General features: G+C 68.8%; 16 protein-coding genes. 8 read left to right on the forward strand and 8 right to left on the reverse strand.

The annotated features are described in order from the left end of the window. Positions 1–121: 121 nt before the first annotated feature. A complete protein-coding gene (locus tag ACW18C_RS09755; RefSeq protein WP_492070690.1) occupies positions 122–2029 on the forward strand; it encodes a peptidylprolyl isomerase in 1908 nt (635 codons plus the stop codon). Further along, on the forward strand, positions 2026–3558 hold the full coding sequence (trpE, locus tag ACW18C_RS09760; RefSeq protein ID WP_492070691.1) for an anthranilate synthase component I: 1533 nt from the start codon (positions 2026–2028) through the stop codon (positions 3556–3558). Before ACW18C_RS09755 ends, trpE begins: the two co-directional genes overlap by 4 nt. A gap of 131 nt (positions 3559–3689) precedes the next feature. On the opposite strand, the gene ACW18C_RS09765 is transcribed toward trpE, so the two are convergent. Beyond that, positions 3690–3896, reverse strand: a complete 207-nt coding sequence (locus ACW18C_RS09765) for a peptidoglycan-binding protein (protein WP_492070692.1) — start codon at positions 3894–3896, stop codon at positions 3690–3692. 88 nt (positions 3897–3984) lie between these two features. On the opposite strand from ACW18C_RS09765, the gene ACW18C_RS09770 reads away from it, so the two are divergent. The 4 genes from ACW18C_RS09770 (at position 3985) to lexA (ending at position 7245) form a co-directional block, all read left to right on the forward strand. Continuing rightward, complete coding sequence (locus ACW18C_RS09770; protein ID WP_492070693.1) at positions 3985–4575, forward strand: anthranilate synthase component II; 591 nt, start codon at positions 3985–3987, stop codon at positions 4573–4575. A 16-nt stretch (positions 4576–4591) separates the two neighbouring features. Next, entirely contained in the window at positions 4592–5629 is a 1038-nt protein-coding gene (gene trpD / locus ACW18C_RS09775; RefSeq protein WP_492070695.1) for an anthranilate phosphoribosyltransferase, read from the forward strand. Continuing rightward, positions 5626–6420, forward strand: coding sequence for an indole-3-glycerol phosphate synthase TrpC (gene trpC / locus ACW18C_RS09780; protein ID WP_492070696.1), 795 nt, complete (start codon positions 5626–5628; stop codon positions 6418–6420). Before trpD ends, trpC begins: the two co-directional genes overlap by 4 nt. A gap of 123 nt (positions 6421–6543) precedes the next feature. After that, complete coding sequence (gene lexA / locus ACW18C_RS09785) at positions 6544–7245, forward strand: transcriptional repressor LexA (RefSeq protein ID WP_292148980.1); 702 nt, start codon at positions 6544–6546, stop codon at positions 7243–7245. Here the strand turns inward: lexA and ACW18C_RS09790 are convergent. Further along, positions 7226–9334, reverse strand: coding sequence for a ComEC/Rec2 family competence protein (locus ACW18C_RS09790; protein WP_492070697.1), 2109 nt, complete (start codon positions 9332–9334; stop codon positions 7226–7228). The genes lexA and ACW18C_RS09790 overlap by 20 nt on opposite strands. A gap of 67 nt (positions 9335–9401) precedes the next feature. On the opposite strand from ACW18C_RS09790, the gene gltX reads away from it, so the two are divergent. Continuing rightward, entirely contained in the window at positions 9402–10817 is a 1416-nt protein-coding gene (gene gltX / locus ACW18C_RS09795; protein WP_492070699.1) for a glutamate--tRNA ligase, read from the forward strand. 66 nt (positions 10818–10883) lie between these two features. Next, complete coding sequence (gene gltA / locus ACW18C_RS09800; RefSeq protein WP_008261264.1) at positions 10884–12185, forward strand: citrate synthase; 1302 nt, start codon at positions 10884–10886, stop codon at positions 12183–12185. A 78-nt stretch (positions 12186–12263) separates the two neighbouring features. Here gltA and lpxB read toward each other — a convergent pair whose 3' ends face one another. From lpxB to ACW18C_RS09830, 6 genes are read right to left on the reverse strand one after another with little or no spacing between them, the layout of a single operon-like run. Beyond that, complete coding sequence (gene lpxB / locus ACW18C_RS09805) at positions 12264–13433, reverse strand: lipid-A-disaccharide synthase (protein ID WP_492070701.1); 1170 nt, start codon at positions 13431–13433, stop codon at positions 12264–12266. Next, the gene (gene lpxI, locus ACW18C_RS09810) at positions 13430–14269 is read right to left on the reverse strand and encodes a UDP-2,3-diacylglucosamine diphosphatase (protein WP_492070702.1); all 840 of its coding nucleotides are present in this window, start codon (positions 14267–14269) and stop codon (positions 13430–13432) included. The genes lpxB and lpxI overlap by 4 nt, the downstream gene beginning before the upstream one ends. Continuing rightward, positions 14266–15054: an acyl-ACP--UDP-N-acetylglucosamine O-acyltransferase gene (lpxA, locus tag ACW18C_RS09815; protein ID WP_492070703.1), complete on the reverse strand. Its 789-nt coding sequence runs from the start codon at positions 15052–15054 to the stop codon at positions 14266–14268. The genes lpxI and lpxA overlap by 4 nt, the downstream gene beginning before the upstream one ends. Further along, on the reverse strand, positions 15054–15530 hold the full coding sequence (fabZ, locus tag ACW18C_RS09820) for a 3-hydroxyacyl-ACP dehydratase FabZ (RefSeq protein WP_292148992.1): 477 nt from the start codon (positions 15528–15530) through the stop codon (positions 15054–15056). Before fabZ ends, lpxA begins: the two co-directional genes overlap by 1 nt. Before the next feature lie 2 nt (positions 15531–15532). Continuing rightward, complete coding sequence (gene lpxD, locus ACW18C_RS09825) at positions 15533–16546, reverse strand: UDP-3-O-(3-hydroxymyristoyl)glucosamine N-acyltransferase (protein WP_492070704.1); 1014 nt, start codon at positions 16544–16546, stop codon at positions 15533–15535. 7 nt (positions 16547–16553) lie between these two features. Next, positions 16554–17159, reverse strand: a complete 606-nt coding sequence (locus ACW18C_RS09830; RefSeq protein WP_035307349.1) for an OmpH/Skp family outer membrane protein — start codon at positions 17157–17159, stop codon at positions 16554–16556. Positions 17160–17166: the final 7 nt, after the last annotated feature.

Raw genomic sequence — 17166 nt, forward strand, 5'->3', positions numbered from 1 at the left:
TCAAACCGGCAAGCCAAGAGGGCGCGCCGCAATCTGGCCATCACGCCGTCCTTGCGGGGGCGCGCCTGCCCCGACTATACGCCGCAGTGACGCCAACGTCGGCAAGTCTACGGGTCTTCGAATGATCACCGCCTTCCGCGCCTTCTCGCGCTCCAAGTGGGCCGCCGCCCTGCTCGTCCTGATCGCCATCAGTTTCGTGATCGTGGGCGCGCGGATGGACGTCTTCGCCAACCTGGGCCCGAAACATGTGATCGACGCCGGCGACCGTTCGATGAACGAGGCCGAGTTCAGCGCCGCCTTCGGGCGTGTGCGCGAAAACATCCAGCAACAGGCCGGTCGTCCCGTGACCAACGAGGACCTGATCGCGGAAAACATCCACACCCGCTTCCTGGACAGCCAGACCGAACAGCTCGGCTTCCTGAACTGGGCCTGGAAAGCGGGCATCCGTCCCGGCAAGGAGCTGATCGTCAAGCAGATCCGCCAGATCCCCGCCTTCTTCAACTCGGTCACGGGCCAGTTCGATCAGCAGGCCTATGAGAGCGCCCTGGCGCAACAGAACCTGACCCCCGCCATGCTGGAGCAGGACCTGCGCGACCAGTATGCGACGGAGCATTTCGGCGCCGCCATCTTCGCCGGCGCCCGTGCGCCGCGCATCTACGGCGCCCTGCTGGCCGGCGCCGCCTTCGAGACCCGCGACGGTCGCTGGTTCGAGGTCACGCCCGCCATGGCCGGCGAAATCCCCGCCCCGACCGACGCCCAGCTGAACGCCTTCATTCAGGAAAACGCCGCACGTCTGCGCGCGCCGGAGTTCCGCATGGTGTCCGTCGTCCTGTTCACGCCGGACCCGGGCGCCGCCCCCGTCGTGTCGGATGAGCGTATCCGCGAACGTTTCGAGTTCAAGAAGGACAGCCTGGGCAAGCCCGAGACCCGCACCTTCGTGACCCTGACCGCGCCCAGCCGCGACGTCGCCCAGAAGATCGCCGCCGCCTTGCGCGCCGGCCAGTCGCCCGCCGATGTCGGCCGCGCCAACAGCATCCAGCCGGCGAACTTCAACGCCACGCCCCGCGCCGCGGTCGGCGACGCGGCCACCGCCGCCGCCGTGTTCGGCCTGCAGGTCAACCAGGTCTCTGACCCGGTCCAGGCCGGCGTCGGCTTCGCCGTCGCCAAGGTCACCGCCATCCAGCCCGGTCAGCCCGCGACCCTGGAAAACTCGCGTGAACAGATCGTCGCGGAACTGCGCGCCGAAGACGTCAAGGGCCAGACCTACGCCAAGGTCGAGAAGTACGAAGCCGCCCGCACCGCAGGCAAGAACCTGGCCGACGCCGCCCGCGAGGCCGGCGGCCGTGTCATCGACCTGCCCCCCTTCACCAAGGACGGCAAACTGCCCAACGGCCAGGCCCTGAACGCCCCCCCGCAAGTCTTCGAGACGGCCTGGAGCCTGACCAAGGGCGGTGAAAGCGACGTGATCGACGCCGGCCAGGGCCAGTATTTCGCCGTCCGTGTGAACGACATCCGTCCCTCGGCCCTGCCGACCCTGGCCGAAGTCCGCGCGCCTCTGGCCGCCCAGTGGACCCAGCGCGAAATCTCGCGCCGTCTCGCCGCCAAGGCTGAGGAACTGGCGAGCCGCGTCCGCCAGGGCCAGGACATCGCCGCCGTCGCCCGTTCGGTGAACGCGCCCCTGACCGTCCGGACCGGCGTGGTCCGCGACCAGGCCACCCAGGAATCGCTGGGCCAGGGGGTGCTCCAGGGCCTGTTCGGTCAGGCCAAGGGCCAGGTCTTCTCCCAGCCGGGCGAAGGCGGTTATCTGGTCGGCCGCGTCGACGGCGTCCACGCCGCCAATCCGGCCGTCGCCGGTCCTCTGGCCGAACAGGCCCGCCCGCGCATCACCCAGGAACTGGTCCAGGCCATGGTCCAGACCGAGATGACCGCCGGCGCCCAGCGCTCCAAGGCCAAGAACGACGTCGGCCTGGCGCGTCAGGCCCTGGGCCTGTCCGCCGAGCCGACCGCTCCCGCCGCACCGGCGCAATGACCACGGCCGGCCAAGACGCCTCGGGCTTCAACGGGGCCGACTACGACGCCTTCGCCGCCGGCCTTTCGGCCGGTCGGCCGCAGGTGCTGGTCCGGCGCGTCATCGACGACCTTGAGACGCCGGTTTCGGCCTATCTGAAACTGGGTCGCCATCGCCCCTACGCCTGTCTGCTGGAATCCGTCGAAGGCGGCGCCGTGAAGGGCCGCTATTCGATCCTGACGCTGGACCCGGACGTGGTCTGGCGTTGCCGGGCGAACGCGGCGGAACTGGCGCGTGGCCCGGCTGTGGTCGAGGGGCGTTTCATCGCCGAGCCCCTGCCCACGCTTCAGTCCCTGCGCGCCCTGATCGCCGCGTCGAAGTTCGACCTGCCGCAGGACCTGCCGCCCATGGCCGCCGGTCTGTTCGGCGTCTTCGGCTATGACATGGTGCGCCTGCTCGAGCCGCTGGGCGAGCCCAATCCGGATCCGCTGGATCTGCCGGACGCCGTGCTCACCCGTCCGTCCCTGGTCGCCATCTTCGATTCCGTCGGGCAGGAGATCATCCTGGTCTCCGCCGCCTATCCCGACGCCGGCGCCGCGCCGCGTGAGGCTTTCGACGCCGCCGTCGCCCGGCTGGACGCCTTCGAGACGGGGCTGCGCGAGCCGCTTCCGGTGCGCGCCGCGCCGCAGCCGACGCCCGCCCCCACCTTCGTCTCGCCCGTGGATGAGGCCGGCTTCGGCGAGATGGTGGCCAGGGCCAAGGACTATATCGCCGCCGGCGATATCTTCCAGGTCGTGCTCAGCCACCGCTTCTCGGCCCCTTGGACCGAAGATCCCTTCGCCTTCTACCGCTCCCTGCGTCGCCAGAACCCCTCGCCCTATCTGTTCTATCTGAACTTCGAGGGCTTCCAGCTGGCCGGGTCCAGCCCGGAGATCCTGGTTCGGCTGAAGGACGGCCAGGTCACCATTCGTCCGCTGGCCGGAACCCGCATGCGCGGCGCCACGCCCGAGGCGGACAAGGCTCTGGAGGTCGAACTGCTGGCCGATCCCAAGGAGCGGGCCGAACATCTGATGCTGCTGGACTTGGGCCGCAACGACGTCGGCCGCGTCGCCGCGCCGGGCACGGTCGAGGTGACCGAGAGCTTCGTCGTCGAACGCTACAGCCAGGTCATGCACATCGTCTCCAATGTGCGCGGCAAGGCCGATCCGAAACTGGACGCCGTCGACACCTTGCTGGCCGCCCTGCCCGCCGGCACCCTGTCGGGCGCGCCCAAGGTGCGGGCCATGGAAGTGATCGACGAACTGGAGACCGAAAAGCGCGGCGTCGGCTACGGCGGCGGGGTCGGCTATATTTCGGCGGGGGGCGAGGCGGATATCTGCATCACCCTGCGCACCGCCCTGTTCGCCGATGATCAGATCTTCGTCCAGGCCGGCGCCGGCGTGGTCGCCGACAGCGATCCTGCGGCCGAATACGCCGAGACCCGGCACAAGGCCCGCGCCCCGATGCGGGCCGCCGACGACGCCTGGCGCTTCCGCACCGGCAATCGCTAGAGCATGATCGTTTCGGACGGAACCGCGTAGCGGTTCCGGCAGAAGCGTGAATCATGCTCTCGCTTCAATCTGGAGCCTGATTCACGGCATCAGCGGAATCGCGAAGCGATTCCTCCTCAGCCGATCAGGCTCTAGGGCCCGTAGGTCGCCGGGGGTTCGTCAAAGCGGACGCCCGGCCCCAACACGACGACCCCAGCCATGACCACGGCCGCCGTCGCGGCCAGGGCGGCGGCGCCCAGGGCCGCATAGGGGCTGATCGGCTTGGGTTCGGCCACGACCAGCTTCGCCTTGGCGGCGGCGATCTTGTCGGCGATGTCTTTTTCGGCGCTGAGTTTCACGACCCCCATCTGCCCCCGCCAATGTTAAGATGCGCTTTAACGCCGCGCACGCTTGGCGCGGCGGCTTGTCACGCCTAGAAGCCAGATCATGATCCTCGTCGTCGATAACTACGACAGCTTTACCTACAACCTCGTCCACTACCTCGCGGAGTTGGGCGCGCCGACCCATGTGGTGCGCAACGACGACCTGACGGCGGACGAGGCCTGGGCGCTGAACCCCGCCGCCGTCCTGCTGTCGCCCGGCCCCTGCGCGCCGGATCAGGCGGGCATCTGCCTGCCGCTGATCGAAAGCGCCCCGGCCTCCATGCCGATCCTGGGCGTCTGCCTGGGCCATCAGTCGATTGGTCAGGCCTTCGGCGGCGACGTGATCCGCGCCAAGACCCTGATGCACGGCAAGACCTCGCCGATCCTGCACGACGGCAAGAGCGTCTTCGCCGGCCTGCCCTCGCCCTTCACCGCCACCCGCTATCACTCCCTGGCCGTGAAGCGCGAAACCCTGCCCGACTGCCTGGAAGTGACCGCCTGGACCGCCGACGGCGAGATCATGGGCCTCCAGCACCGCAGCCGCCCGATCCATGGCGTCCAGTTCCACCCGGAATCCATCGCCACCGAACACGGCCACGACATGCTGGCCAACTTCCTCGAGATCGCCGGCGTGAAGCGCCTCGCGGCCGCCTGATCGTGGCGGCCTGATCATGGCTGACGGGTTCAAGCCGATCCTCGCCCGCCTGGTCGAGGGCCACTCCCTGACGTCCGAGCAGGCGCACGACTTCTTCGCCGCCTGCCTGCGCGGCGAACCGACCCCGTCGCAAGTCGCGGCCGCCGTCACCGCCCTGCGGATCCGCGGCGAGACGGTGGACGAAATCGCGGCCTTCGCCCAGGCCATGCGCGACGCCGCCCTGACGCTGGACCATCCCTACGAGGTGATCGACACCTGCGGCACCGGCGGCGACGGCCAGCACACCTACAATATCTCAACCGCCGCCGCCCTGGTCCTGGCCGGCGCAGGCCTGAAGGTCGCAAAGCACGGAAACCGGGCCATATCCTCGAAATCCGGCTCTTCCGACGTCCTGTCGATCCTGGGCGTCAATCTGGCGGCCAGCCCGGATCAGCAGCGCAAGGCGCTGGACGAGGCCGGAATCTGTTTCCTGTTCGCCCCCGCCTATCACGGCGCCATGCGCCATGTCGGGCCGGTGCGGGCCGAGATCGGTTTCCGCACGGTCTTCAATCTGTTGGGACCGCTTTCGAACCCGGCCTCTGCGAAACGTCAGGTCATGGGCGTCTATGACCCGCGTCTGCTGGAGCCCCTGGTCGAGGTGCTGGGCCGGCTGGGCGCGACCCGCGCCTGGACGGTCCATGGCCAGGGCCTGGACGAACTGGCCACCTCCGGCCCGACGGAAGTCGCGGAGTGGAAGGACGGCGCCGTCCGCCGCTTCCAGGTCACGCCCGAAGACGCCGGCCTGCCGCGCGCCTCCATCGACGCCATCCGCGGCGGCGACGCCGAGGAGAACGCCGCGGCCCTGCGCGCCCTGCTGGCGGGTCAGAAAGGCGCCTATCGCGACATCGTCCTGCTGAACGCCGCCGCCGCCCTCGTGGTGTCGGATCGGGCGACCGACCTCGCGGAAGGGGCCGCCCTCGCCGCCGCCGCCATTGACGACGGCCGGGCCGCCAAGGCGCTTGAGCGTCTGGCCCGCATCACCTCCACGCCGCTGGATACCGAAGACAAAGCATGACCGACGTTCTGGCCCGCATCGCCGCCTACAAGCGCGAGGATGTCGCCGCCCGCAAGGCCGCGACCACCCAGGACGCGATCGAGGGCCTGGCTCAGGCGGCCTCCGCTTCGCGCGGTTTCCGCGCGGCCCTGGACCGGACCGTCGAGGAAACCGGCCGCCCCGCCCTGATCGCCGAGATCAAGAAGGCCAGCCCGTCCAAGGGCCTGATTCGTCCAGACTTCGACCCGACCGCCCTGGCCATCGCCTACCAGGCCGGCGGCGCATCCTGTCTGTCAGTCCTGACCGACGGCCCCAGCTTCCAGGGCGACGACGCCTATCTGGGCCAGGCTCGCGCCGCCACGGCCCTGCCCTGCCTGCGCAAGGACTTCCTGGTCGATCCCTGGCAGGTGGCCGAGAGCCGGGCTCTGGGCGCCGACTGTATCCTGATCATCCTGGCCATGATCGACGATCAGCTGGCCGCTGAACTGCTGGCCGAGGCCGAACGATTCGGCATGGACGCCCTGATCGAAACCCACGACGAGGCCGAAATGGCGCGCGCCTGCGCCCTCGGCGGCGATCTGGTCGGGATCAACAATCGGTCGCTCCGCACCTTCGAGGTCGATCTGGAGGTGACCGAACGCCTGTCCATGCTCAGCCCCGTCCGCGCCCTTCTGGTCGCCGAGAGCGGCATCTTCACGCCCGAGGACGTCGATCGCGTCTCCGCCGCCCACGCCCAGGCCATTCTGGTCGGCGAAAGCCTGATGCGGCAGGCCGACGTCGAGGCCGCGACGCGCAAGCTGCTGGCCGCCTGATTCAACCCGACGCGCGTGGTGAAGCGACGCCGTTAAGTTGACATTAGGAAGGAACACTTACAGAACATCGTCAATGTTCACGGCCCGTTCCGATTCGAGGAAGGGGCTCATGAGGGCCTGGCGATGCTCACGCGCAAGCAGCACGAACTGCTGATGTTCATCCACGAACGGATTCAGGAGACCGGCGTCTCCCCCTCGTTCGACGAGATGAAGGAGGCGCTGGATCTGGCGTCCAAGTCGGGCATCCACCGACTGATCACGGCGCTGGAAGAACGCGGCTTCATCCGCCGCCTCGCCCACCGCGCCCGCGCCCTGGAAGTGACCAAACTGCCGGAACAGGCCACCGCCGGCGCCCCGCGCGGCCGGGCCGGGTTCAAGCCCGACGTGATCGAAGGCGGCGGCGGCGCGCCACGCCCCGCTGCGGCCTCGGCCGCCAACGACACCCGCGAACTGCCCCTGCTGGGCAAGATCGCCGCCGGCACCCCCATCGCCGCGATCCAGCACGAGCAGGAGCGGCTGTCGGTGCCCGAATCCATGCTGGGCAAGGGCGATCATTACCTCCTCGAGATCGAGGGCGACTCGATGATCGAGGCCGGCATCCTGAACGGCGATCTGGTGGTCATCCGTCGCGGCGACACGGCCAACAACGGCGAGATCGTCGTGGCCCTGGTCGAGGGCGAAGAGGCCACCTTGAAGCGTCTGCGTCGCAAGGGCGGCTCCATCGCCCTGGAACCCGCCAACCGCAACTACGAGACCCGAATCTTCGGTCCCGACCAGGTCGAGGTTCAGGGCAAGCTGGTCGGCCTCATGCGCCGCTATCACTGACATCCGGATCCGGCCGGCGCGCCCAGGGGCGATCCCCGCGCACGTCGGCCGTCCACACCGCCTTCCAGCGGTCCGATCCGTCGCGCCACAGCTCCACCGCCCCGCCGCGCGTGAAATCAACGCCGTCGACCACGAGACGGCCGTCGCATGAGGCTGGCAGGGCGACGACCGCAGCCCGCACGCTGACGACGGATGCAGCCCGGCACAGGTCGGCCATCTGCTCCGCATCCGGGGTCTCGCGCGCCCACCACAGGGCGACCGGCCCGGCTTCGAGTGATTCCGGCCGACAGGAAGACCGGTCGCACGTCCAGCCCGCCTCCGGCCGATCCGCCGTCGTCAGGCCCCGCCGCCGTGACCACAGATCGACGGCGAAGGCGCGCACGCCCGGCCGGATCACGACCGCCTGGGCCTGGTGATGAAAGGCGGCGTTCGTCCCGCCGTCCCCGATCCAGAGATCCGGCGTCGGCGCCCTGGGCCAGACCAGAACCGCAGCCGCAAGCGGCAGGCCCAGCCAGCGCAGCCGCCCCTGCCACAGACAGACGAACAACACCCCCAGAAAGGCGATGGGCAGGACATAGTCCGGCGCGCTGGCCACCGTCCGCACCGCCCCCGGCAGACCGGCGGTCCAGCCCCCGATCGCCAGCATCAGTTCGACGCCCCACCCCGCCACCGCCAGGAACGGCCCGCCCAATCCCAAGGGCTCCAGCGCCGCCCCCAGCGCCAGGGCCGGCATCAGGACAAAGTCCGCCACCGGCGCCGTGCCCAGATTGGCCAGAAGCCCGTACATGGCCGTGCGGTTGAAATGCTGCATGGCGAACGGCCCGGTCGCCAGTCCCGCCACGACGCTGGCCGCCACCGCCGCCGTCAACCAGCCGCCGAACCTCTGCGCCGCCACTATGAGCCAGGGCGCCGAAATCTCGCGCACCCGCTGCGGCCAGGCCTCGACCAGGGCCACCAGGGCCGCCGTGGCCGCAAAGGACATCTGAAAGCCCGGCGTGACGATGGCCTCGGGCTGGATGGCCAACACCACAAAGGCCGCCACAGCCAGGCCATGCATCGTCACCGCCTGCCGATCCAGCAGTATGGCCAGAAAGGCGATGGAGGCCGTGATCGCCGCCCGCTCGGCCGGCGGCGGGGCGCCCGACACGACCAGATAGGCGCCGACCGCCGTCAGTCCGGCCAGGGCCGCGACCTTCTTGCCGGGAACCCGCAACGCCAGCCACGGCCAGGCCGCCACGCCCAGTCGGGCCGCGAAAAAGACGAAGCCGCCGACGATGGCCATGTGCAGGCCCGACACCGACAGAATGTGCGCCAGGCCCGAATCCCGCATCACGTCCATGTCCTCCTGGCTGATCCAGGCCTCATGGCTGGTGGTCATGGCCGCCGCGATCCCGCCCGTCCGTTCGCCCAACCGGGCCACGATCCTTTCGGCCAGGGCGTAGCGGGCGCTGTTCACCGCCATTTCCAGGCGCAGCCGCCACGGCGCCGACGGCAGGTCGAGCCGTCGCGTCTCCCCCAGGGCGAAGGCGATCCCGCCCATGCCCTGGAAAAAGGCGTTACGGCCGAAGTCATAGGCGCCGGGGCTGGCCGGTGCGGGCGGCGGATTGAGAATGGCGAACAGACGGACCGCCTCGCCGGGCCGGGGCGGATCGCCCCGCACCGTGGCCCTGAGCCGCACCGGCGTCCGATCCGGCGCCAGCCCCCGAATCCAGACCGGCGCGAGCACGATCCGCGCGCCCCTCTGGCCGGGGCTGTCCACATCCACCACCCAGGCCTCGATCACCGTCGCTTCACCCAGGGCTGGAGCGATGGGCGCCGCCACCATCTCCGTGCGGATCTTGGCCGCCGCCAACCCTCCGGACAAACAGGCCAGCATCATCAGCGGCCAGGTCAGGCGTCGCGCCCATCCCCGTCGTCGCGCCGCCATCCAGCCCGCGCCGGAGACGATCGCCCCGAGCAGCAGCGGCCACAAGGCCGGCTCCGACCGCAGGGCGAAATAGATCGCCCCGCCTCCGCCAAAGGCCACCGGCGCCCACAGCCGCCATCTCAGCCTCTGCGCCGCAGCCTCGTCCTCCAACCAGGCCCGCAATCGCGCGCCGGGGGTAGGCTTTGTCGTCTCGGGGCGTATAAGGGCCTCGCTTACGGACCCTTCCCCCATGACCTCACCTTCCTCGACTGTCGTCACGCGCTTCGCCCCCTCGCCGACAGGCTATCTGCATATCGGCGGGGCGAGAACCGCCTTGTTCAACTGGCTGTACGCCAAACGACACGCAGGGCGTTTCCTGATCCGCATCGAGGACACCGACCGCGAGCGGTCCACCGACGACGCCGTCAAGGCCATCTTCGACGGGCTGAGCTGGCTGGAGCTGTTCGCCGACGAGGAACCGGTTTTCCAGTACAGCCGCGCCGACCGCCACCGCGAGGTGGTGGACGAGTTGCTTGAGACCGGCCACGCCTATCGCGATTTCACCACGGCCGAGGAGACCGGCCGACTGCGGGACGCCGCCAAGGCCGAACGTCGCGCCTTTGAGTCGCCGTGGCGCGACCGCGCGCCGACCGTCGACGACCTGGCCCTGCCTCACGTCGTGCGTTTTCGCCGCCCCCAGTCCACGACCGTCACCGTGGCGGACGAGGTTCAGGGCGCGGTCAGTTGGTCGACGAACGACCTCGACGACCTGGTCCTTCTGCGCTCGGACGGGGCCCCGACCTACAATCTCGCCGTCGTCGTGGACGACCACGACATGGGCGTGACCCATGTCATTCGCGGCGACGACCACCTGAACAACGCCGCGCGCCAGAGCCTGATCTACGACGCCCTGGGCTGGGCCCGACCGACCTTCGCCCACATCCCACTGATCCATGGGCCCGACGGCGCCAAGCTGTCGAAACGGCACGGCGCCCAGGCGGTCCACGAATACGCCGAAATGGGCTATCTGCCCGAGGCCATGCGCAACTACCTGGCTCGGCTGGGCTGGGCCCATGGCGACGACGAACTGTTCAGCGACGCCCAGGCGGTGGAATGGTTCGACCTGGCCGGCATCGGCAAGGCCCCGGCCCGGCTCGATTTCGACAAGCTGGCCCACGTCAATTCCCACTGGCTGCGTCTCGCGGCGGACGAACGCCTCGCCAAGCTGACCCTGGATGTCCACCTGCAACGCGGTCGCGTGATCGCCGAAGACGACGAGGCCAGGCTCCAACGCGCCATGCCCTTCGTCAAGGACCGCGCCAAGACCGTGCTGGACCTGGCCGACCAGACCGAATTCGTGCTGAAGAGCCGCCCCCTCGCGCTGGACGACAAGGCGCGCGCCCTGCTCTCGGGCGAAACCCTGGACCGCCTCGGCCGTCTGCGGGACCGGCTGACGCTGTTCCAGTCCTGGGATGTCTTCGCCCTGGACGCCGAGCTCAAGAGCTTCGCCGAATCCGAAGAGGTCGGCTTCGGCAAGATCGGTCCGCCGGTGCGAACGGCCCTTACCGCAGGGTCAACTTCACCCGATATCGCACGAACTTTGTCCGCTCTTGGGCGCGACGAAAGTCTCGGGCGCTTGGATGATGCGCTGCAACAGACTAAGTGATCACCCACAACCAAAAAAGCGGCCGACGCCTCCCCGCGCCTGGACGTGTGATGCAAAGGGGCATTCATGACTGAACAAGCCAAAACCGCCGGCTCGGCGACCCTGTCCTTCGAGGGCAAGACCATCGAGCTTCCGGTCCTTTCGGGCTCCACCGGCCCGGATGTCATCGATATCCGCAAGATGTACGCGGGTACGGGCGCCTTCACCTTCGACCCGGGCTTCACCTCCACCGCCGCGTGCGAGTCAGCCCTGACCTATATCGACGGCGACGCCGGCGTGCTTCTGCACCGCGGCTACCCGATCGACCAGTTGGCGTCGAAGTCGAACTTCGTGGAGGTCTGCCACCTGCTGCTGCACGGCGAACTGCCGACTGCTGCGCAGTACGAAAAGTTCGAAAACAGCATCACCATGCACACGATGCTGCACGCCCAGTTCGACCGCTTCTTCGAGGGCTTCCGCCGCGACGCCCATCCCATGGCGATCATGGTCGGCACCGTGGGGGCCCTGTCGGCCTTCTATCATGACAGCCTGGACATCCATGATCCGGTCCAGCGCGACATCTCGGCCATCCGCCTGATCGCCAAGATGCCGACCATCGCGGCCCGCGCCTACAAGTACCACGTCGGCCAGCCGTTCATCTCGCCGCGCAACGACCTGTCCTACGCCGAGAACTTCCTGCGCATGTGCTTCGCCGTGCCGGCCGAGGACTATAACGTCGATCCGGCCCTGGTTCGCGCCATGGACCGCATCTTCACCCTGCACGCCGACCACGAGCAGAACGCCTCGACCTCGACCGTCCGCCTGGCCGGTTCGTCGGGCGCCAACCCGTTCGCCTGTATCGCCGCCGGCATCGCCTGCCTGTGGGGTCCGTCGCACGGCGGCGCCAATGAAGAGGCGCTCAACATGCTCAAGGAAATCGGCACGCCCGACAAGATTCCCGAGTTCATCCAGGGCGTGAAGGACCGCAAGTACAAGCTGATGGGCTTCGGCCACCGCGTGTACAAGAACTACGACCCGCGCGCCAAGGTCATGCAGCAGTCGGCCTATGAAGTCCTGGCCGCCACGGGCCGCGAGAACGACCCGCTGTTCCTGGTCGCCAAGGAGCTGGAGAAGGTCGCCCTGTCGGACGAATACTTCACCTCGCGCAAGCTGTTCCCGAACGTCGACTTCTATTCGGGCATCACCCTGTCGGCCATGGGCTTCCCCACCACCATGTTCACCGTCCTGTTCGCCCTGGCCCGCACCGTGGGCTGGATCGCCCAGTGGCAGGAAATGATGGCGGATCCGTCGCAGAAGATCGGCCGTCCGCGCCAGCTCTACACGGGCCCGACCCAGCGCGATTATGTGGCGATCGACCAGCGCGGCTGATCGAGCACCACAGGCCTGAAATGCAAGACGCCGGGGAGACATCCCCGGCGTTTTTGTTTGGGGGCGGCCGACCCGAGATCAGCCGCCCCGCTTGGCTTCAATGACTTGCAGGACCGCGTCAGCGGCAAGGGCCGACGGATCCGGGCCGCCGCGGCCCATCCGATCCAGCGCTGCGGTCTGACGCCGCGCCTGATCGGCCGCCGCCTCATGGTCGGCCAGAAGCCGTTGGACCGCAGGCGCCAGGATATCCGGCGACGCTTCGTTCTGGATGAACTCGGGCGCGATGCGCTCGTCGGCGGCGATATTGAACAGGGTGATGTGTTTCGCCGTCACCACCCGCTTCATCAGCTCATAGCTGAGCGCGCCGATCCGATAGGCGATGACCATCGGCGTTCCGGCCAGCGCCAGTTCCGTCGAGACCGTTCCGCTTGTGGCCAGGGCGGCCGTCGCGGCCCGCATGGCGTCATATTTCTCGGCCTCATCGACCAGATGGACCCGAAACGGCCAGGCGGCGACGCGGCTGGTGACATCCTTGGCCACGGTGCCCGCAGCCACCACGGCCACAGCCAGACTAGGATCGGCGGCCTTCAACCTGCGGATCGTGGCCTCATAGACGGGCGTCATGCGCGCGATCTCGGCGGGCCGACTGCCCGGCAGGATCAGCAGCAGTTTTGCATCGGCGGCGATTCCCCGCCGTGCGCGGAAGGCGGCGCCGTCCGCGCTGTCCATATCCACATGCAGGGCCGACGAGCCGACGACCGTCGTGGGCAGGCCCGCACGCTCGAACCAGGGCGCATCGAAGCTGTACAGCGCCAGCAGGTGATCCACGGCGCCCGCCAGGGTCTTGGCCCGACTGGGGCGCGACGCCCAGACCTGGGGGCCGACATATTTGATCAGCGGCACGTCCGGCCGGGCGGCGCGGATCGCCTCGGCCACCCGGATGGTGAAGCCCCAGCTGTCGATCAGCACCACCGCGTCCGGCTGTTCGCGCGCGGCCAGGGCCGCCGTCTCCCGAACCCGGCGCCGGACCATGCCATAGGCGCGCAGGCCCTCGATCCAGCCCAGGATCGACAGTTCGGCGATGTCGAAAGGGCTGACCACGCCCTCCGCCGCCATGCGAGGCCCGCCGACGCCGACGAAGCTCACCGTGTCGCCCAGCCGCTTCCGGAGCGCCTGGGCCAGGCCGGCGCCGAGCGCGTCGCCCGAGGCCTCGGCCGCGACCAGCATGATCTTCAACGGACGGCTCATCGGTCTTCCCCCCAGACGAACAGACCCAGCCGGTCCGCAGCCTCCACTATAGCCGGACGGTCGATCAGGATCAGCCGCCCGGTCACGCCGGCGATGCCCGCCAGGCCCGCCGCCGCCGCCAGCTCGACCGTGCGCGGCCCGATCACCGGCATGTCCACACGCAGGTCCTGGATCGGCTTGGGCGCCTTGCCCAGAGCCCCCTTGGGGGCTGACGCCGAACCGCGGAGATCGGCCGGCAGGCCCGCCACCCGGTGCAACATGGCGTCCGTGCCCTCCTGGGCCTCGACCGCCAGCACCAGACCGTCGCAGACGACCGCGCCCTGACCGATATCCAGTTCGCCCGATTTTTCGGCGACATGCAGCGCCTTCTTCAGATCGGCGATCTGGTCGGGCGTCGGCGAAACCGCGCCCAAGGCCCCCGACGCCAGGGTTTCGCCGCCCAGGATGTCATCGGCGCCTTCGACCGCGAACCCTTCGGCCTCGAAGATCGAGAGGATCTTGCGCAACAGGGCGTCGTCGCCCTGGGTCGCCGCTGAGACGATCCCCGGCAGCAGGGTCGCGCCCTTGAAGTCCGGCTTCAAGCTCTTGAAATCGGGTCGGTTGACGATGCCGGCCAGACAGACGGTCGTGCAGGCCTCGGCCTTCAGCGCCTTCAGTATGGCTCCGATCTGGGCCATGCCGAACTCGGCGCCCGGCCAGCGGGTCAGATGGGGGTCGGCGAACCCGGCCAGACGGATGATGAAGACCGGCCGCCCCTCGGCGTCGCACCGCGCCGCGACGGCCGCCGGCAAGTCGCCGCCGCCGGCGATCAGGCCCAGCTTTCCGGAAGGGCTCATTCCGCGTTCGGCAGACACAGCGGACGCCGCCCGCCGTCGCGGATGAAGGCGATGATCTCCATGATCTCGGGCAGGTCGGCATAGGCCTGGGCCACGCCGTCGATCCGGCCGGCGAACTCGCCCGAACCTTCGAACAGGTCGCGATAGGCGGCCAGCAGACGCCGCACCTGATCCTTGCCGTAGCCCTTGCGCTTCAGCCCGATCAGATTCAGCCCGCGCAGCCGCGCATGATTGCCCCAGGCTGAGCCATAGGGGATTACGTCGCGAGTCACGGCGGCCAGACCGCCGATGATCGCCCCCTGCCCCACACGCCCGTTCTGGTGGACGGCGCACAGGCCGCCCAGGAAGACCTTGTCGCCGATATGAGCATGACCGCCCAGGGTGGCGTTATTGGCCATGACCAGATTGCTTCCGACCACGCAGTCGTGGCCCACGTGGGCGCCCGTCATGAACAGGTTGTTGGAGCCGACGACGGTCACGCCCGTCCCCTGCGGCGTGCCCCGGTTGAAGGTGCAATGCTCGCGGATCAGGTTGTTCTCGCCGATCTCCAGCCGCACCGGCTCGCCCTTGTAGCCGTTGTGCTGCGGGTCGCCGCCGATGACGGCGAACGGATGGATCGTCGTTCCCGCCCCGACGGTCGTATCCTGCTGAACCACCACATGGCTGACCAGACGCACGCCCTCGCCCAGGACCACGTTCGGCCCGACGGTGCACCAGGGCCCGACCTCGACCCCGTCGGCCAGGGTCGCTGTAGCGTCGATCAGGGCGGTGGGGTGGATGGTCATCAGGCGGCGGGCTCTGTCGCTGGAGTGGGCACGGTCACGACCATGGCCATGAATTCGGCCTCGGCGGCCAGTTTTCCGTCGATGAAGGTCTCGCCGCGGAACTTGTAGGCGTCGCCGCGCGCCTTGATCACCTTGACCTCCATGCGCAGCTGATCGCCCGGCCGCGCCGGCTTGCGGAAACGCACGCCGTCGATGGACATGAACATGATGACCTTGTCGGCCACAGCCACGTCCAGGGTCTTGGACATCAGCAGGGCGCCGGTCTGGGCCATGGCCTCGACGATCAGCACGCCGGGCATGACCGGATCGATCGGGAAATGACCCTGGAAGAAGGGCTCGTTATGGCTGACGTTCTTGATGCCCACGATGGAGGTCCGGGGCACGAAGGCCTCGGCCTTGTCCACCAGCAGGAAGGGGTAACGGTGCGGCAGCCGCCGCATCACCTCGGCGTAATCGATCTTGCCGTCTTCGCTCATCCCTATGATTCCTTCGGGGCCTTCTTTGAAGAGGCCTGTTTGGCGAGCCAGATGGTTTCGCGCAAGAACTGTCGGATCGGACGGGCCGGATAGCCGGACCAGGTCTCGCCCGCCGGAATGTTCGCCAGCACCCCGGCGCCGGCCGCGACCCGCGCGCCTTCGCCGATGGTGATGTGGTCGCCGATCCCCGCCTTGCCGCCGAAGATGACATTGTCGCCGCTGGTCACAGAGCCGGAGATCCCGGTGTTGGCGGCCATCAGATTGTTGCGACCAATGACGCAGTTGTGGCCCACCATGACCAGATTATCGATCTTGGTGTTCTCGCCGATGACCGTGTCGTCATAGGCGCCACGATCGATGCAGGAGTTGGCGCCGACCGTCACCCCGTCCTGCAGGATGACGCGGCCCAGCTGGGGAATATCCATGGCGCCGGCGGCCGTGCCGGTGGCGCCGAAGCCCGCCTCGCCGATCCGCGCGCCGGCGTACAGTTTCACCCGGTCGCCGATCAGGGCGAAGCCGACGGTGACGTTCGAACCGATGACGCAGTCGCGGCCGATCTGAACGCCCGGACCGATGACGGTGTTGGCGCAGATGCGCGTGCCCCGGCCGATGCGGACGCCTTCGCCCAGCACGACGCCCGGTTCGATGACGACGCTGTCGTCCTCCACCGCCTCGGAGGCCTGGATAGCCCGGTCCAGCGTCACCGGACGGTGCAGCAAGGCCGAGGCCATGGCCCAGGACGCCTGGGGCGTGCGTGAGATGATGACGGCGGCTTCCGCAGGCGCCGACTCCACGGCCTCGGCCGGCACGATCACGCAACCCGCTCGGGTCCCCGCCAGCGCCGCGGCGAATTTGCGGTCGCCCAGAAACGCGATCGCGCCCCCGTCCGCAGAGGACAGGGGCGCGACCGAGGCGATGGTCCGGTCCCCGCCCCTCTCGACCTCGCCCCCGATCTGGGCCGCCAGTTCGGCGACGGTCAGAGGAGACAGGGTTTGAAAGAAGCGGGTGTCGGGCATGTCGAACTTAGTTGGCGGCGGCCGGCTGTTGCGACTGCTGGGCCGGGACGGCCATACGGTTGAACGAGAGGGTCGGCAGGGCCGTGTTCAGGCGCTGGATCGCCGTATCGGTCAGATCCATGGCCGGGTTCATCATGAAGACGCTCTCGCGGTCCAGCAGCAGGCCGCAGCCCTTCTCCTGGTACAGGGCGGTCAGGATCGGCGACACGGCCTCGGTGATGGCCTGGCGTTGCATGGCCAGGGTGTAGCGCAGTTCGTTTTCGCGCGTGCCTTCCAGCTGTTGCGCTTCCTGGGCGCGCTGCTGCAGGGCCTGACGGCGCTGTTGCAACTGGTCGGCCGGCAGGCTGGCGCCCGAGGTCTGAAGCTGCTGGGCTTCGGTCTGAAGCGCGGTGGCGTAGGGCTGGAGTTCGCCCTGAACTTCCTGCGCCAGTTGCTGCATGCGCGCCTCGACGGCCTGGCCGGCGGCCGACTGGGCCAGCAGACGGGCGTTGTAATAGACGCAGACGCCCGGGATGACCGGACCGGGGTTGGCGGGTGCAGCGGCCTGTTGGGCCGAGGCGGCGGTGGCGACCAGGGTGGCGGCGGCCGTGGCGGCGATGATCAGAGCTTTCATGGGACTT

This window comes from Brevundimonas sp. FV1ye7S (assembly GCF_058680995.1).